The organism is Antarcticirhabdus aurantiaca, from assembly GCF_009765365.1.
Taxonomy (GTDB): Bacteria; Pseudomonadota; Alphaproteobacteria; order Rhizobiales; family Rhizobiaceae; genus Antarcticirhabdus; species Antarcticirhabdus aurantiaca.
On record NZ_VTOM01000023.1, the window covers coordinates 1 to 18,446 of the forward strand.

General features: G+C 71.3%; 7 protein-coding genes. 4 read left to right on the plus strand and 3 right to left on the minus strand.

Annotated features, from left to right (window positions below):
* Positions 1–321 precede the first annotated feature (321 nt).
* The gene (locus tag FZN60_RS22520; RefSeq protein WP_158875772.1) at positions 322–6,777 is read right to left on the minus strand and encodes a type I polyketide synthase; all 6,456 of its coding nucleotides are present in this window, start codon (positions 6,775–6,777) and stop codon (positions 322–324) included.
* Between the two features lie 269 nt (positions 6,778–7,046).
* On the opposite strand from FZN60_RS22520, the gene FZN60_RS22525 reads away from it, so the two are divergent.
* The 3 genes from FZN60_RS22525 to FZN60_RS22535 all read left to right on the plus strand — a co-directional run bounded on the left by FZN60_RS22525 (position 7,047) and on the right by FZN60_RS22535 (position 13,483).
* Complete coding sequence (locus FZN60_RS22525; RefSeq protein ID WP_158875773.1) at positions 7,047–11,705, plus strand: MupA/Atu3671 family FMN-dependent luciferase-like monooxygenase; 4,659 nt, start codon at positions 7,047–7,049, stop codon at positions 11,703–11,705.
* 104 nt (positions 11,706–11,809) lie between these two features.
* On the plus strand, positions 11,810–12,391 hold the full coding sequence (locus FZN60_RS22530; protein ID WP_158875774.1) for a 4'-phosphopantetheinyl transferase family protein: 582 nt from the start codon (positions 11,810–11,812) through the stop codon (positions 12,389–12,391).
* Positions 12,392–12,472: 81 nt separating this feature from the next.
* Positions 12,473–13,483, plus strand: coding sequence for a hypothetical protein (locus FZN60_RS22535; protein WP_158875775.1), 1,011 nt, complete (start codon positions 12,473–12,475; stop codon positions 13,481–13,483).
* A 1-nt stretch (position 13,484) separates the two neighbouring features.
* Here the strand turns inward: FZN60_RS22535 and FZN60_RS22540 are convergent, their stop codons facing one another.
* A complete protein-coding gene (locus FZN60_RS22540; RefSeq protein ID WP_199266629.1) occupies positions 13,485–14,675 on the minus strand; it encodes a glycosyltransferase family 2 protein in 1,191 nt (396 codons plus the stop codon).
* Between the two features lie 224 nt (positions 14,676–14,899).
* Between FZN60_RS22540 and FZN60_RS22545 the strand changes: the two genes are divergently transcribed.
* Positions 14,900–15,679: a WecB/TagA/CpsF family glycosyltransferase gene (locus FZN60_RS22545; protein ID WP_158875776.1), complete on the plus strand. Its 780-nt coding sequence runs from the start codon at positions 14,900–14,902 to the stop codon at positions 15,677–15,679.
* A 6-nt stretch (positions 15,680–15,685) separates the two neighbouring features.
* On the opposite strand, the gene FZN60_RS22550 is transcribed toward FZN60_RS22545, so the two are convergent.
* The gene (locus FZN60_RS22550) at positions 15,686–18,430 is read right to left on the minus strand and encodes a glycoside hydrolase family 9 protein (protein ID WP_158875777.1); all 2,745 of its coding nucleotides are present in this window, start codon (positions 18,428–18,430) and stop codon (positions 15,686–15,688) included.
* Positions 18,431–18,446 lie beyond the last annotated feature (16 nt).

Here is an 18,446-nt window from a genome sequence, read left to right on the forward strand (position 1 = left end):
CCCCGCAGGGCCATCATCGGGTCGGTCATCGGTGGTCTCTCGGTTCGGGGTTGGCTGTCGCAACCCGATCCTAACCGGCAACCGCCGATGACCGCCTCTCAGCTACACCACCACCTGGGACACGACCTTTTCCGGCTTCGACGCTCCCGATGGTGGCTGTTTTCGCCCTGCCCAATCGAAGTCAGACTGCGACCTGATCGCACTGGCGGCAGTCGCCTGTCAGGTGGCCAACACCCTCCGGTTCCGTTCCAGAGGAAGCGTAGCGATCGCGCTGGAACGCGTGCGAGCGTGCCGGCGAGGATGCTTCGCCGGCACGCCGCCTCACTCCGCGGCCATGCCGAAGATCGCGGGCGGACCGCGATCCAGCCGACGCGCCTCCGCCTCGGCCGCGCGCAAGGCGGGGCGGAGGCGGTCGGCGAGGACGTGCACGAAGGGATCGAGGACCATCCCGTCGTGGTCGCCCGGCACCTCGCGGACGAGGAGGCGCGACAGGACGGGACCCCAGCCGTTGTCCTCGCTGGCGGGAGTGCGCCCATATTGGAGCCGGCGGCCGCCGCGCAGGTGGTAGAGGACCTGAAGCTTGGGGCGCAGCAGCAGGACGCGCCCGTCGTAGGGTTCGACGGCGTAGCGCGGCAGCGCCGCGCGGAACGCCGCCTCGATCCGCGCGCTGCGCAGCTGTTCGGCGCCCGCGGCCCCCGTCTCGGCCAAGTGCTTGTCGCGCAGGGCACTCGCCCAGGTCGCCCGGCTCTCGCGCCAGCGCCGGATGGCCTGTCGGCCGTCGCGCTGCGCGTCCTGGACCTTCATGTAAACGCGGTCGACGAGGTCCAGCCGCGTCGTGGCCGGCAAGGGGGTGTCGAGCATGACGAGAAGGGCGACCTCCTCGTTCTCGGCGCGAAGCTGCCGCGCCATTTCCAGGGTCGTCAGGCCGCCGCCGGAAAAGCCGCCGAGGAGGTAGGGGCCATGCGGCTGCACCGCCCTCACCTCCGCGAGGTTGCTTCGAGCCATGTCCTCGAAGGTCTCGTGCGGCTCGTCGCCTTCCAGGAGGCCGCGGGCCTGGAGCCCGTAGACCGGCCGATCGGTTCCCAGATGGATCGCCAGCTGTCGCAGGTTGAGGACGTTGCCGAACATGCCGGCGCACAGGAAGAAGGGCGTGCCGCCGGCCGCGGGGCCGGCCTGCATGGGGACGAGGTGAGTCGGCCTGTCGGTTGCGGTCGCCGGCCGGACCGCCGCCGCATCCCGCTGCGTCTCTTCGCTCTCGACCGGGCCGATCAGCGCCGCGCAGCCGGCGATCGTCGGGGCCTCGTAGAGGACGGAGATCGGCAGGTCGACGCCGAAGGCCTTGCGGATCATCCGGAACAAGCGGACGGCGACGAGGGAATGGCCGCCGAGATCGAAGAAGTCGTCGTCGACGCCGATGCGCTCGATGCCGAGCAGCTCGCTCCAGAAGCCGGAAAGGACGCGCTCGACCTCGGTGCGCGGCTCGACGAAGGCCGTGTCGAGCGCCGGACGGTCGAACTGCACGCCGCCGCCCGCATCCGCATCGGGCGCCGACCGCGCGGCGTCGGCCGAGAGCTGAGCGATGTCGAGCGAGCTCACGACCGGCTGCGGTTCGCTCGTGGCAAGCGCGCGGCACAGAAGCTCGAACCCTTCACTCGGCCGGATGCCCTGGCGGACCTGCGCTTCCAAGCGGATCGCCTCGCGCGTCTGCGGCGATGCCGGGCGCGCCGTCGGGATTGCGGAGCGCGAAGACGCGGAGCCCACCGCGAAGGCGCGGTCGTTTTCCAGGCGGCGCATGGTGAAGCGCTCGATCTCGACGAGAATCGTGCCGGTCTCGTCCGCGATCGTGACATCGAAGCTGGCATAGTCCTCGCCGAGCCCGTCGGAGGCGAGCCGTGCCCAGCTGACGATGCGGGCGGGCAGCGGGCCGTGGACGCGGATGCGGCCATAAGACAGCGGCGCCCATAACACGCTCCCGGCGCCGTAGCCGGGCGCGAGCGCCAGCGCGAAGCCGGTGGCGATGTCGAGAAGCGCCGGATGCAGGATCGCGCCGTCGCCGTGGAAGGCGTCGGCAAGCCGCAGATCGGCGACGGCCTCGCGGCCGCTGGCGGCGATCGAGGTCAGAACGCGCCAGCGCGGGCCGAAGCAAACGTGATCCTCTTGAACGGAGCGCAACGCCTCGCCGCCCTCGCCGCGCCGCGGCTCGCCTAGGCGCGCACGGATCGGCGGCAAATCGAGCGCTGGGGGAGCGACGGCCTCGGCTGGCGCCAGCCGCGCCTCGGCAACGACGTCGAAGGCATCCGCGCCCTCGCTTTCGTTCGCGGCCACGGTAATCCCGTAACCGCCGTCGCTGCGCGCGGCGATCCGCGCCCGAAGCCGCCGGACCATGCCGTCGGGAACGAGCAGCGGACGAAGGAACAGCACGTCCTCGATCGCCATGGACGTCGAGAAGCCATATTCCGACAGAAGCTGCGCGGTGATCTCGACGTAGCCCGTGCCCGGCATCACCGGCTCGCCCGACACCATGCGGTGCTCGTCGAGGAGCCAGCGATCCGCGGCCGAGAGGTCCGCCTCCAGCCAGGACGCGCGTTCGCCGTCCTCCACCCAGCGCTCGAAGAACGGTCCCTTGGCAGGCCGCGCGTCCGCGATCCGACCCGCGTCGATCCCGAGGGTTCGAGCCGCAAGGCCGATCTCGTTCCAGACGCCCCAATGGATCGCCATCGTCCGACGGCGCGGATCGCGCGCGCTCGCGGCTTCGGCATAGGCGTTGAGGAAGGCGTTGGCCGCGACGTAGTCGGCCTGGCCGGCGGGCGCCGTGTCCGTGCTCGTCGAGGAGAACAGGACGAAGAGGTCGAGCGGCTCGTCCGTCAACAAGCGGTCGAGAATCCGCGTGCCCTCGACCTTCGGGGCGAGCACCCTGTCCATGGCGGCGTCGCTCTTGGTCGCGAGGAGGCCGTCGTCGACGGTTCCCGCGGCGTGGAAGACGCCGTGGATCGGCCCGAAGGCCGCCTTCGCCGCGCAGAGGACGCGCGCCATGTCGCTGGCATTCGCGACGTCGCCGCGCTCGATGCGGACGTCGTGGCCGGCGGCTTCCAGGGCGAGAATCCGCTCCATCGTCCGGCGCAGGCGGTCGCCGCGCGGGCGCGCCAGGATCTCGGCGCCCCAGTCGCCGCGCGGCGGCAGCGCCGTTCGCCCGACGAGCACAAGCCGCGCACCGAACCGGCCGCACAGCGCTTCGCCGATGCAGAGGCCGAGGTCGCCGCAGCCCCCCGTGACGAGGTAGGTGCCGTTCCGCCGCAGCGGCAGGCGCTCGTCGGCGGCGGGCACCAGCGGCAGAGGTTCGAGGCCGCGAGTCCAACGCTTCTCGCCGCGATAGGCGACGACCTCGTTTCCAGGCTCCGCGAACAGCTCGTCGACGATGCGCCCGCGCAGGTCGGCGTCGAGATCGTTCGGCGGTCCGAAACGATCGCGTCGCCGCGCGAAGCTCGGCTGCACGTCGAGGAGCCGGACGGTCATGCCCGGCATCTCCTTCGGCATGACGAGTGCCGGGCCGAGCACGAGCGCCTTGTCCGGATGCGCCAGATCCTCGTTGCCGACGCGCTGCATGCCGTTCGCCACGACCGTCAGGGCGAAGCTCGCTCCGCCCGCCGCAGCGTCGCCGAGCGCCTGCGCGAGATGGACGAGGCTGCGGAACCCCTCCTCCCGGACTCGCTCCGACGAGGTCTCCCTTTGCGTCAGCTGCCACAGGTGCAGGATGCGGCTCGGCAAAGGCCCCCGAGACCCCAGCGCGGAGACCAGCGCGTCATAGCCGGCGCGGCCCTCCTCGGGCGCCAGCGCGAATGCGTCGGCGCCGTGCCGAGCGAACACGTCGCCGAGCGTGACCGTCGCCACCGCGTGGCCGTCGCCTCGCAGCATCTCGACGATCTGCGCGCCGAAGCCGTGGCGGTCGAGGAAGACCAGGAACGAGGCGGGTTGGGCGGCAGCTCCGGCCGCGGGAACCGCGAGCGCCGGGGCCGAGCGGCGCCAGCTCGGCCGATGGCCCCAGGCCGCCATGTCGGGCAGGCGGCGGAGCGCGGCGTCCGCCTCGTCGGCGCGGGCGGGCGCCGCCCGCTCGATGAAGTAGCGCTGCTTCTGAAAGGGATAGGTCGGCAGCGACACCCGGCGCGGGGCGCGCCCGTCGAAGAGGCGTCGGACGGGCAGGTCGAGACCGGCCGCATAGGCGCGGCCGAAGCCGGCGAGGAGGTGCAGTGCGTCGTTCGTCGGATCGTCCGCGTGCGGCAGACTGTTGATCACCTGGTCGGCACGAATGCTCGGCTGGAGCTTCGCCAGCGAGGACAGTGCGCGACCCGGCCCGACCTCGACGAAGATGCGCCCGGCCCGTTCGGCGAGAAGCGCGAGGCTCCGCCCGAACTCCACCGTCGAGCGCAGGTGCCGAACCCAGTAGCGCGGATCGGTGGCGTCCGAGGCCGAGAGCCAGCCGCCGGACACATTGGACAGGATCGGGATCGTGGGCGCTGAAAGGCGGATCGAGCGCAGGAACGCTTCGAAGAGCGGCAGGATCGCGTCGAGCATGTGGGAATGGGCGGCGATGTCGATGGGCACGCGCCGCGTCTCGACGCCTTTCGCTTCGAGCACCGCCGCGAAGGCCTCGAGATCCTCGTTGCGGCCCGATACGACGCAGAGGTCGGGGGCGTTCTGCGAGGCGACGTCGAGCGTTTCCGGCAGAAGGCCTGCCAAAGCGTCGCGTCCGAGCGAGACGCTCAGCATGCCGCCGGGCTCGACCGTCTCGAACAGCTCGCCGCGCAGCCGAACGAGGCGAACCGCATCGCGCAGCGACAGGACGCCAGCGATGCAGGCCGCGGCGTTCTCGCCCATGGAGTGCCCGAGCAGCGCTGCCGGGCGCAGGCCCCGCGCCATCCACCAGCGGGCGACAGCAACCTCGACCAGGAGGATCGCCGGGAGTTGCAGCGACGGGCGCAGGAACGCCCGCTCCGCCTCGGACCGGGCCTCGCCTTCCGCGAACCAAGCTGCCCGGATCTCGGCCGCGGCCTCCGGCTCGAGCGCCGAGAGCCCCTCTTCGATCGTCGCGCGGACGGCCGGTTCGCCGGCCATCAGCGAGCGCGCCATGCCGACGTGCTGGGCGCCGCCGCCGGGAAACAGGAAGACGGGGTCGCCCGCATCCGCGACGGCCGCCTGCGTGAAGGCGAGCCCCTTGCGGCGCCCGGTGAGGCTCTCGATGGCGTCGGAGCGACTGCCAACGGCCACGATCCGGCGGTGCTCGAAGAGCCGCCGCCCGGCGACCAGCGTGTAGGCGGCGTCCGTCAGCGACAGGTCGTGCCGGCTCGCCAGGGCGTCGGCGAGGCGCGTCGCGGCGAGATCGAGACCCGCACGGCTCTTGGCGGAGAGGACCAGCAGCTCGGGCCCCTCGGCGCGGCTCGGCATCGGCGCCGAAACGTCCGGCGCCTGCTCGATCACGGCGTGGGCGTTGGTACCGCCGACGCCCAGGGAGTTCACCGCGGCGCGGCGCGGTGCATTCGGCGATTCCCATCCGACGAGGCGATCGGCGACGCGGAAGGGGCTGGTCTCGAACGGAATGGCTGGGTTCGGCTTCTCGAAGCCGAGCGTCGGCGGGATCTGCCCGGTCTTCACGCAGAGCGCCGCCTTGATCAGGCTGACCACGCCCGCCGCCGTGTCGAGGTGGCCGATATTGCTTTTCACCGAGCCGATGCGGCAGAAGCCGGTGCGCGATGTCGACTGCCGGAAGGCCTCCGTCAGCGCCTCCACCTCGATCGGGTCGCCGAGATAGGTGCCGGTGCCGTGGCACTCGACGTAGCCGATCGAGTCCGCGGAGATGCCGGCGAGCCCCTGCGCCTCGATGATCGCCTCTGCTTGACCGCTAGCGCTCGGCGCGAGGTAGCCGGCCTTGGTCGCGCCGTCGTTGTTCACCGCCGTCGCCTTGATCACGGCGTGGATCGGATCGCCGTCCGCCAGCGCGTCGCTGAGGCGGCGCAGGACGACGACGCCAGCACCGCTGCCGAAGACGGTGCCCGCGGCGCGGTGATCGAAGGGCCGGCATCGGCCGTCCGGCGACAGGATCTCGCCTTCCTGTTGGATGTAGCCGAGGCGGTGCGGCAGCTCGATCGTCACGCCGCCGGCGAGCGCCGTCTCGCATTCGCCCGCCAGCAGGCTCTGGCAGGCCGCGTGCACAGCGACGAGCGAGGTGGAGCAGGCGGTCTGGACGTTGACGCTCGGGCCGCGCAGGTCGAACAGGAAGGATGCGCGGGTCGCCAGGAAGTCCTTGTCGTTGCCCGTATGGCGCAGCAGGAACATGCCGACCTGATCGACGAGCTGCCGATTGCTGCAGACGTTGAAGTAGAAGTAGCTGCCCATGCCGCAGCCGGCGAAGACGCCGACGGGGCCGGCGGCGGTGTCGGGCATCCGCCCCGCATCCTCCATCGCCTCCCAGGCGCATTCGAGGAACTGGCGGTGCTGCGGATCCATGATCGCCGCTTCCTTCGGGCTCATCCCGAAGAAGTCGGCATCAAACATCTCCATGTCGGGCAGCTCGGCGGCCCGGCGGACGTAGCGCGGATGGCGCAGCCGCTCCTCGCTCTCTCCGGCGGCGAGCAGTTCCTCGTCGGTGAGGTCGCGGATCGACTCGACGCCGCCCACGAGGTTCGACCAGAACGCGTCGACCGTCCGCGCGCCCGGCACGCGCAGGGCCATGCCGACGATCGCGATGTCGTTCGGACCCGCCTCGAAGCCGCCGCTGCCGCTCATGCCACCACCCTTTCGGACGGAATCGTCCCGCTGATGAGATCACATAGCGGCAGAAACGATGAAAATCACGATAAGACTTGGATTAACCTTATGATCGGCACGAAACGCTTCGTGTGCCTTGCAGTAGATCGAAGGCCACGATGATTGTCGTTAACCCAAGACACCGACGCGACTGGATCGGAAGCGCCAAAACGGCATAATCGATGACGACGATCTCTTTAGAATTCTAATAGTTGTTTTGCGCCTGCTTGCGGCGGGAGATGCCGATCATGACCTTTTCCTGCGTTCTCATCGGCGACGAGACGCTGCTCGTCCAGTGCGCCGAGATCCTGCGCGCCCGCGGCCACGAGATCGCGGCGATCGTCACGCAGAGCGACGCGATCCGAACATTCGCGCGCGAGAGCAGCCTGCCGACGCTCGGCTGGACGGACGATCTGCCCGCGCGCCTCGCCTCGACGCGCTTCGACTGGCTGTTCTCCGCCGCCAACCTGCGCATCGTTCCGCCGGACATCCTCGCTCTGCCTCGCTGCGGCGCCGTGAACTTCCACGACGGGCCTCTGCCTCGCTATGCCGGCCTCAACGCGCCCGCCTGGGCGCTGATGGCGGGCGAGACGCGGCACGGCGTCGCCTGGCATGTCATGACCGCGGGCATCGACGAGGGGGGCATCCTCACCCACCAAGCGTTCGATGTCGCCGACGACGACACGGCGCTGATGCTCAACACGCGCTGCCTGGAGGCCGGAATCGCGACCTTCTCCGAGCTCGTCGAGCGGATCGAGACGGACCGGGCGACGCCCATCCCGCGGGCGGGCGGACCTCGCAGCTATTTCGGCCGGACCGCGCGACCGCCGCTCGCCGGAACGCTGCGCTTCGACCGGCCGGCCGCCGAGCTCGGCCGGCTGGTGCGCGGCCTCGACTTCGGTCCCGGCTACCGCAACCCGCTCGTCACGCCCAAGGTCGCACTGCCGAGCGGCCCCGTTGCGGTATCCGCGCTGGAGATCCTGCCGGGCGCGAGCCTGCCCTTCGGGGCGATGCCCGGAATGGTGATCGACGTGGCGGGGCCGGTTCTGACCGTGGCCGCGGCCGATGCGGCGGTGCGCCTCACCCTCGCCGCGGCTCCTGAAACGATACCGTTCCCGGGCGCTGTTCTGCCAGACTTCGATCCGGCCGAAGCGGACGCGCTGGATGCGGCCGTCGCACGGGCCGCGCGCACCGAACCTTCGGCCCGCCGGCGCCTCGCCGCCGCCCGCGATTTCGACGTTCTCGGCGTGAAGCCGGGCAGGTCGGGCGACGCCGCGACGGTGCGGACGATCGACCTCGATCGTCCCGCCAGCCTTTCGACCGACGCGATGGTCGGCGCCTTCGCGGCCTTCCTTCTCCGCAAGACACGCGGCGAGAGCGCCGCCCTCGCCTGGTCGAACGCCGCGTCGCGCGCGCTCGCCGCGCGCTTCCCCGGCTATTTCACGTCCACCCAGCCGCTCATCGCTTCGGCCGGCGAGACGACGCCGACGCGCCAGTTCCTCGCCGCCCTCGCCGCCGAGCGCTCCGCCCTCCTGCGCGACGGCCCGGCGCTCGCCGATCTGAACGCGCGAGAGCCGGGCCTCTCCATGCCGCAGCTCACCGCGGCCGTCGTCGAAGATGCGCCGCCGGATACGGGCATCCCGGCCGGTGCCGCGATCGCCCTTCTTCTCGACTCAGAAGATCGTGCCCGGCTCGCCTTCGATCCGGCGCGCGTGAGCGCCGCGGATGCCGAGGACATGGCGGATCGTTTCGTCCGTTTCGCCCGGGCGCTCGCCGAGAATTGCCCTGAGCAGCTCGCCGACCTGCCGCTGATGAGCGCCGAGGAAAGGCATCGGCTGCTTCACGAAGCGAACGCGACCGACCGCGCCCTCGCGGCGGAGCCATGCCTGCACCGCCTCGTCGAGGCGCAGGTCGACCGCACGCCGGATGCCGTCGCACTGGCGGATTCCGCGCGCAGCCTGACCTATGCCGAGCTCGATGCGGCCGCGAACCGCGTCGCACACGGCCTCCTCGGCCTCGGCGTCGGACCCGGCGTGAGCGTCGGGCTGCACCTGACGCGCTCGGTCTCGCTCGTGATCGGCGCGCTCGCCATCCTCAAGGCCGGCGGTGCCTACGTGCCGCTCGACCCGATGTTTCCGGCCGATCGCGTCGCCATGATGGTGGAGGACTCGGGCGCTCCCGTGGTTATCACCGAGCGAGCGCTCGCCGGCGCCATCACCGCGCCCGCGGCGCGCTTCGCCGCCATCGAAGACCTGCTCGACGCCCCTCAACCGAACGCGCGACCCGACGTCGCCGTGAGCGCGGGCGACCTCGCCTACGTCATCTACACCTCGGGCTCGACGGGGCGCCCCAAGGGCGTGATGATCGAGCACGGCAACGTCGCCAACTTCGTCGTCGGCATGGACGAGCGCGTGCCGGCCGCCACCGCCGACGGCACGCAGCCCGTCTGGCTTGCCGTCACCAGCCTGTCCTTCGACATTTCCGTTCTGGAGCTTTTCTGGACCCTGGCCCGCGGCTTCAAGGTCGTCATCCATTCGAGCGAGGTGCGCGAAGGTGCCGCCTCGCGGGGGGCGCCGGCGAAGAACGCGCTCGACTTCGGCCTGTTCTTCTGGGGCGACGACGACGGCATCGGTCCGGCGAAGTACCGGCTCCTCATCGAAGGCGCGAAGTTCGCCGACGCCAACGGCTTCTCGGCCGTCTGGACGCCCGAGCGCCACTTCCACGCCTTCGGCGGCCCCTATCCGAATCCGGCCGTCACCGGCGCCGCCGTCGCGGCGGTGACGAAGAACCTCGCCGTGCGCGCCGGCAGCTGCATCCTTCCGCTCCACCATCCGATCCGCGTCGCCGAGGAGTGGGCGGTTCTCGACAACATCAGCAACGGCCGCGTCGGCGTCGCCTTCGCGTCGGGCTGGATGCCCGAGGACTTCGTGCTTCGGCCCGAAAACGCCCCGCCGCGCAACAAGGCGGCGCTCTTCGAGGGCGTCGAAACGGTGCGGCGGCTCTGGCGCGGCGAAAGCATCGCCTTTCCCTTCGCGGAAGGACGCTCCGCCTCCGTCGTCACGCAACCCCGCCCCGTTCAGAAGGAGCTGCCGGTCTGGGTGACCACGGCCGGAAACCTCGAGACCTGGGTCGAAGCCGCGCGCCTCGGCGCCAACGTCCTGACCCACCTCCTCGGCCAGTCCATGCCGGAGGTCGGCGAGAAGATCGCGCTCTACCGCCGGACCCTCGCGGAGACCGGGCGCAACCCGGACGACTTCACCGTCACGCTCATGCTGCACACGCTGATCGGCGACGATCGCGACGCGGTGCGAGCCGAAGCGCGCGAGCCGATGAAGGCCTACCTGAAGAGCGCCGCGGCGCTCATCAAGCAGTATGCCTGGGCGTTCCCGGCCTTCAAGAAGCCGGCGGGCCTCGGCAGCGCGGCGGAGATCGACCTCCAGTCGCTCGATGCCGAGGAGATGGACGCGATCCTGGAGTTCGCCTTCCTGCGCTACTTCGAGGACAGCGGCCTCTTCGGCACGGTGGAGGACGCGAAGGCCCGCGCGCGCGCCGCGAAGGCGATCGGCGTCGACGAGATCGGCTGCCTCATCGACTTCGGCGTGCCGACCGAGCTGGCGCTGGAGCGTCTCGCGCCCCTCGCCGAAGTCGTCGTCGCCTTCCGCGGTGCCGCCGTGAACGAGGTGCCGGTGCGGCGCTCGCTCGCCGACGACATCCGCGCCCACGGCGTCACCCACATCCAGGCGACGCCCTCGATGATGCGCATGTTCCTGATGGACGAGGAGGATCGCCGCGCGCTCGGCGGGCTCCGGCACATCTTCGTCGGCGGAGAGGCCTTCCCCGCCGCGCTGCTCGCGGACCTGCGCGCCGCGACGGGCGCCACGATCGAGAACATGTACGGTCCGACCGAGACGACGATCTGGTCCGCCACGACGCGCGCCGATGTCGCGGAGGGCGTCGTGCCGCTCGGCACGCCCATCGCGAACACGCAGCTCTACGTCCTCGACGATGCGCTTCGCTTGTTGCCGCTCGGCACGCCCGGCGAACTCTGCATCGGTGGCCTGGGCGTCGCGCGCGGCTATCACGGCCGCCCCGAGCTGACGGCCGAGCGCTTCGTCGCCAATCCCTTTGCTCCCGGTCGCATCTACCGCACCGGCGACCTCGTCGACCGAGGCCTCGACGGCTCGCTGCAGTTCCTCGGACGCACCGACCATCAGGTGAAGCTGCGCGGCTATCGCATCGAACTCGGCGAGATCGAAGCCCGGATCGAGGCGCTGCCCGGCATCCTCCAGGCCGTCGTCGTCGCGCGCGAGGACCAGCCCGGCGACGTCCGTCTCGTCGCCTATGTCCGCTCCGCCGCCGGCGCGGCGGACGAGACCGCCGTCCGCAGCACGCTCGGCAAGACGCTGCCCTACTACATGGTGCCGGCCCACGTGGTGACGCTCGACGCCTTTCCGCTGACGCCGAACGCCAAGGTGGACCGCAAGGCGCTGCCGAAGCCCGGCGCGCGCCGCCCGGCGCCGGCGGAGGCGAGAGTGCCCGCTGCCTCGCCGACGGCCGCCGAGCCCGTCTCGGGCGCGCCCGACGCGGAGATGGAGCGCGCGGTCGCCGAAACCTTCGCGCGGGTGCTCGGTCTCGACCGCGTCTCGCCCACCGACAGCTTCTTCGCGCTCGGCGGGCACTCGCTGCTCGCCGTCCAGGCGCATCGCGAGCTGAAGGCCGGCGCGGCGCCCGACATGGCGATCACGGACCTGTTCCGTCATCCGACGGTTCGCGCCCTCGCCGCCCACCTGTCGAAGCGCGGCCGTGCCGACGATCGGCTGAGCCGCGTCGCGGACCGCGCCACCATGCGCCGCGCGGCGCTCGGCGACCGCCGGGCCGGCCTCGACCGCGTCCGCGGCACCGGCTGATGCGGCCGGCCAGGGCGGTGCCGCCTGGTGCCACCTCGGGGCTCGCCGCCCTCTGTCCCGCGGGGGTCTCGATCGCCGAGGGTGATCCTCGCGCTTCCTGGCCGATGCCGCTGCCCGCCGAGCAGGCGGCCGTCGCCCGCGCCGTGCCGCGCCGTGTGGGCGAGTTCGCCGCCGGCCGCGCGCTCGCGCGCCGCGCCATGATCCAGATCGGCCTGCCGCCCGTCGCCATCCCGGCCGGCCCGGATCGCGCGCCGATCTGGCCCGCCGGCCTTTGCGGCACGATCACCCATTGCGCCGACCGCTGCATCGCGGCCGTGGCGCGACGGGCGGACGGTTTTCGCGGGCTCGGCCTCGACGTCGAACCCGACGAGCCGCTCGACGCCGACCTCCTTCCCCTGATCGCGACCGCCGAGGAGCGCGCCGATCTCGCGACGCTGCCGGCCGCCGCGGCCTTGCGGCAGGGCCGCATGATCTTCTCGGCCAAGGAGTGCGCCTACAAGGCGCAGTACGCGCTGACGCGCACCCTCCTCGACTTCCAGGACCTGAGCATCTCCTTCGCTCCGGACGGCACCTTCACCGCGCGCTTTTGCCGCGACGTGGCTCCCTTCCGCGCGGGCGACGCCCTGGCCGGCCGGATCGCGGTCGACGGGCGCCACATCGTCTGCGCTTCGGCCATTCGGGACTGAGGAGAGCGAACGCGATGAGAGCCTCGCAAGACCCGCATCCACCGCGCGGACGCGCTCTCCGTTTCGGATCGGTGGCGTCCCATGGCTAGGCTGCTCTCAGTCACGCTCGGCGCCGCCTTGGCCGGCGTCTTGGTCCTGTCCGCCAAGCAGGCGGCAACGCCCGAGCGGGGCGTCGCCGCGCCGGTCCTCGCCGACGCCCGGACGCTGTTCGTCTCGGGCCACAGCCTGACCGCCCCCCTTCCGCCGCTCCTCCAGGACTTGGCGCGCGGCTCCGGTCGCACCTTGAGCGTCGAGGCTCATCTCGCGGACGGCTCGTCGATCCGGCAACGGCTCGCCGCCGGTCCGGCGGCCATTCCCCCGCCCGGCACCGACGTTCTGCTCGTGACGGAACGGCACTGGATCCTCGACACGATGAGCCGGGAGGGCACGGTCAACGAGTTGCGAACCCTCGACCAGCGCTTCCGGGCCGACAATCCGACGGGCGAGACCTTCTTCTACGTGCCCTGGTCCACCCTCGCGGACACGTCGGCGCCCGACGACTGGATCCGCCACGAGCGCATGGTGGCGCCGCTCTGGGCGTGCCTCGCCCGGCGGGCCAGCGATTCTCCGGCGGCGCGGCCCGGCTCCCGGCAGATCCACCTCGTGCCGGCGTCCCTGGCGCTCGCGGATCTCGCCGAAGCGCTGAACCGGAGGCCGGACGACTTCCCGGGATTCGCTGAAATGACCCCGCGGGAGGTCGGAGCCGCCCTGTTCAGCGACGATGTCCATCTGACGCCGCTCGGCGGCTACTTCGTCGCGGTCGTGACCTCCGCGACGATCTTCGGCGATGTCCCGGCGAACGCGCCCGTTCCGGCCGGCCTCGACGCCGCGAGAGCCGAGAGCCTTCGCGACTTTGCCATGCGTTTCGTCGCCGCCTGGCGCGAGACGAGCATGCGAGCCGAGGTCTGTTCGGAGCGCGTCGGACCCGGCCTCGCTCTCGCCTATGCCGGCTATGCCGCGACGGTCGCGCAGGGCCCGAACGCCAGCTTCCCGCGCCGGCAGCTCGAAAGCCTGCGCCAGTCGCTGCGGCTGTTCCGGCAGCTCTATCTCTGACCTACCCGCCGCGGTCGGTGCGGATCCAGGCGCGGCTGCGCGCCCCGAGCGCGACCCGCAGGTAGAGCCCCACCTTCCGCAAGGCGTAGGGTACGACGTGCAGGGCGAGCCGCGGCGGCAGGGCTGTGCGCCCGAACCGCCACCAAGCGAGCACCAGGGCGGCGACGAGCAGAACCAGCGTGGCCGCGGCCAGCCCCGAGAGCCAGACCGGCCAATGAAGAACCGCCGCCGCTACGATCGTCGCGGCGGTCATTGCCGACACCGTCACGACAAGCAGGGTCAGCGGCGGAATCAGGACGTCGAAGATCTGCGCGATGGCCCTGAACCGGCGGCGCGCCAGGGCTCGCGGCAGAAGCCCGAGCGCGAAGACGATCATGCCGAGGTGGCCTTCCTCCCATCGCTGACGCTGCGTCGCCGCACCGACGGCGGATGTCGGAAAGTCGCTCTCGATCGACGCGGTCTCGCAAAAGCGCGGGGCCGCCCCGTCGACGGCGAGTTCCAGCCCGAGGCGCATGTCCTCCACGAGGCCGGCATGGTCCAGGTGCGCTTGGCTGACGAGCCGCCAGGGAAGCGCCATGCCCGCTCCCGTCAGCTGGCATGGAAGCCCGAATGCGGCGAGGCCGGCCGGCCGAACCCGGTTCTTCACGAGAAAGGCCAGTTCGGCGACGCGCAATCCGAGGCCCGCTCCGGCAGGCGCCCGCATCAGGTAGCAGCCCTGAACCGGAACGCCCAACAGATGCGCCTCTTGCGCGAGCCGCTCGATAGCGCCCGGCGCGACGCGGCAATCGGCATCGACGATGATGACGATGTCGGGCGGATTCGCCGCCAGATGCCGCACTCCGAAATCGAGCGCGTGGCCCTTGCCGCGGCGGGCGGGATCGACCCGCTCGATCACCTCGGCGCCGGCCCGGCGGGCGAGAACGGCGGTCGCGTCGGAGCAGTTGTCGGCGACGACGAGCACGCGGCCGGTCTGCCCCAGTTGGGGTAAAACGGTGGCCAGCATGGCCTCGATCCCCGATACCTCGTCATGGGCGGGCACGAGGAGCACGAAGCTCGGCGTGATCGAACGACCGGCGAGCGGTCGCTTGGAGGTTCGCTTCATGACGGCGCCGAGAACCTCCGCGAAGAGCAGAAGCACCAGGAGAAACAGCGCGACGTTGGCCGCCGCCACGATGGCTAACAAGATCGTCACGCGGCCCCCTGGTTCAGCCCAAACCGACCTCGTTCGACATAGCAGATGCCGCACCCGAAAGCAGCGCGGACCACCAAGATCACGATGTTAACCCTATTGCTTGCGGTTAACCCTATTGCTTGCGCGTCCTGCGCAAACACAACTCGTCATTGATCTTGCTCTGCGGGAGCTGTTTAACCAGTGGTGAACATCGGCATCTGCGGACAGGGGCGGGAACAATCGGAATGCGGACCGTCCATATTGCCGGCGCATCCGAGCGCACCAGGTCCTTCCTCGGCTACGCGTTCGATCGCCTCGAGTTCACGGACGTGCTCGCGCTTCTGCAGCAGGAGCCGGACAACCGCCAGTTCCGCTACGTCGTCACGCCGAACGTCGACCACGTCGTGCGCCGCGCCGATCAGCCCGATTTCGCCAGGGCCTGCGACGCGGCCTGGCTGACGCTCTGCGACAGCCGTCCGCTGCGCGCCGCCGCCCGGCTGTTCTCGGTGCGCCTGCCCCTCGTCACCGGCTCGGACCTGACGGCGACGCTGTTCCACCACGTCATTCCGGACGGCTCGCGCATCGCCGTGATCGCGCCGACGCGCGAGGTGCTCGACGCCCTTGCGAGCCAGTTTCCCGCCTTCGAGATCGTCGGCCACGTGCCCCCGTCCGGCATCGACACCAAGCCGGAGGCGCTGGCGCAGTGCGTGCGCTTCATCGCGCAGGCCGAGGCCCGCTACGTCTTCATCGCCATCGGATGCCCGCGCTCGGAACGGATCGCCTATCTCGCCTCCCTCGATCCGCAGGCACGGGGCACCGGCTTCTGCGTCGGGGCCGCTCTCGAATTCGTCACCGGTCGCAAATCCCGGGCACCGCTCTGGATGCGACGGATCTGCCTGGAATGGCTGCATCGCCTCGCGACGGACCCGGCCCGGCTCTGGCGCCGCTACCTCTTCGCGGTTCCGCGCCTCGCCGCCCTTCTGGCAGCGGAGGCCCGGAATCGCCGCGCCGCCCCGGCCCGCTGACGCGGCCTACTGGGCAGCCAGATAGAGGGCGAGCGCCGCCATCGGCCCGATGGTCTGATGCACCGTGTATTCCATCTGGATGATCACGGCCGGGTGCTCCACCAGGTACTCGAAGTAGGGCAGCGCGAAGCGCGAGGGTTCGATGCGGCGCGCCTGCGCGTCCTCGGCCGTGCCGACTTCGGGCAACGCCGACCAGGGCGGACCGAACACCCAGCCATAGGCCGAGGCGGCCTGCGGCGCCCAGCCATAGACGGTGATGCCGGCAGGCGGCGGAACGCCCATCGCCAGGCTGTCCTCGTGCAGCACGCCGGATACGGTCCGCACGCCCGCGCCCGTCATCAGGCTGAGCCCCAGCTGGTTCGCGCCGAGAAGGACGTGGTGGGCCCGCTGCACCGCCTTGATGATGGCGGGGTCCTTCGTCAGCCGGTGCGCGCGGATGAGGAGGCCCGTCGTCGTGTAGTCGGGCGGTCCGCCCTGCCCCCAGCCCGCCGGAGCGAAGGGATGCTTCAGCGACGGATAGCTAAGCCCGTCCTGCGTCGAGACGACGAGCTGCGCCTCGCCCTCGATCATGCGCCGGATCTCCGAGGCGATCTCCGGGTCGTGCCGGTCGGCCATGAGGTAGTCCCAGGCCGCCTCGCCCTTTTGGGCGAAGAGGTCCCACCCGCCGCGCCAAGCGCGCTCGAAGATGGTGCCGTAGCTGCGATCGCCCGTCAGGCGGTAGAGGGCGGCGGCGGCAGCCACCCGCTGATCCGAGGCTTCCGCCTGGATGGCTGCGCGGCGCTCGGGCCACGACGCATCGTCGAGGAGTCCCGCCGCCGTCGCCGCCTCGATCGCCTCGGCATAGGCGGCTTCGGGCTCGGCGAAGCCGCGCTCGGCGGCGGACCAGGCGCGACTTGCGCTCTCCTGGAAGAGATCGGCCAGCGCAGGCTGATCGTGCCTGCGTAGCGCGCGCACCAGCGCCGCGGCGACGCCGGCGTAGCGGTAGCTCGACGTCATGTCGGGCGCGAAGACGTAGACGGGCAGGTGCTCAAGGAAGCTCGGCTCGCCCTTGAGCGGGTGCCCCGCGCTCTCGATCCCGCCGGGGACACCGCCGTCCGGCTCCTGCAGGCGCCGGAAGAAATCGAGGACCCAGCTGGCTTCGTGGACCGCGTCCGGCAGGTCGTCGGTGCCTGCATAGATCGTCGGCGATAGGACGGTGCTGGACGGCGGGACGCCCAGCGCGGGGTCGAGGCCCGTCTCGGCCAACGTTTCCTCGGCCAGCAGCAGAAGCGCGGCGACATCGAGGTGGAGGATGCGCCGGTCCCAGTCGCCCGCGTCCATGTAGCCGCCCCAGGCGTCGTCCGAGGTCAGCTCTCCCTGCACCAACCAGGGCGCTGCGGCGCCATCCTCGAAGGACACGAAGCCGCCAGGACGGTCGGACAGCCAGGAGAGCGGCAGCCGGCTGCGAAGGATCGGCCGACCCGGCCTCGGCCGGAACGCTTCCGGCCGCTCGAAGCCGAAGCGCCCGTCGAGCGCGATGCCGCTGCGATGGTTGTACAGGCCGCCGAGCGACAGCTTGGCCGACCGGAGCCAGATGTCCTCCGCGATCTCGAACGGATCGGAGACGCCCAGACCCGGCACGCGCAGGCGATAGGTCCCCGGCGCGGCCGCTTGCCAGGCGGAATAGTCGAGCTCGAAGACGAAGGTGCCCGCGCGGTTCGCGCGATGCGCCGCCGTGACCGTCGCGCCCGGCAGCGCCTCGGCCGGCGGCGCAGCGTCCGCTTGGGAGAGGCGGAAGCCCATCGGGTCCGGGTCGGAGACGGTCGCGAAGACCGCCGCGGCGTCCTGATCGCCGCCGAGGCGCTCGAAGACGACCCGCTGCCCGTCGACGAAGCCGTGCGGAACGGCGGTCATCACCCGGTCGCCGACGATTCCGTCGAGCGGCACGGGCTGGACCTGCGCATCCGCCGTTTCCACCAGTTCGCCCGGCAGGCCGTTGCCGGGTTCGGGATCGCTCGGGCCCGCGCGCAGGCGCACGGCGCCGTCGAAGACCGCCCGGCCGTCCGCATCGATCACCTCGAACCGATCGATGCCATAGCGGCGGAAGTCGAAGGCGCCTCGATCCGGTCCGCCGGGAAGCCAGAGCGACAGGAAGGCGATCTTGGCCGCGTCGCCAGCGCGGTGCCCGAGCTGCGTTGCGTGGATCGCGCTTGCCCGCGTCCGGTGGTCGTCGAAACGCAGCCGCAGGTCGTCGGGCAGGTCGGCTGGGCCGCTGATCGCGTGATCGCCCTCCGACAGAGGGCCGTCGAGCTGGAGATAAACGAGGTGGCGGAAGCTCGCGCCGGATCGCGTATCGCCGTTGGCGGCCGCGAAGAGGCCCGCATCCGCCGGCATCGACTTGCGGAAGACCTCGACCACCCGACGTCCCCCGATGGGGCCATAGCCGGCGGGATCGTCGATGGCGGCGCGGTCGAGAAACGTGGCCGGCGGACCATCCGCCATCCGCAGATGGTCCTTGTTCGGACCGACCACGAGGCCTTCGCCGCCCTGCGCGAACACCCACGTCCCCCGCGGCTCTACGCGGGGCGCGTCCAGCTCGACGAGGCGGCCGCGCTGGAACGGCGGATCGCGAAGGTCGAGGACGACGATGTCGGGCGCCGCCATCGCCACCTCGGCGACGCGGATGGCGGGCTCCGCCGCCTGCGTCGGACCGCCGAAAATCAGCGCGGCGCACAGGATGATGACGGATCGGTGGGCCGGTCGGACACGCATCGCCAGCATTAACCTT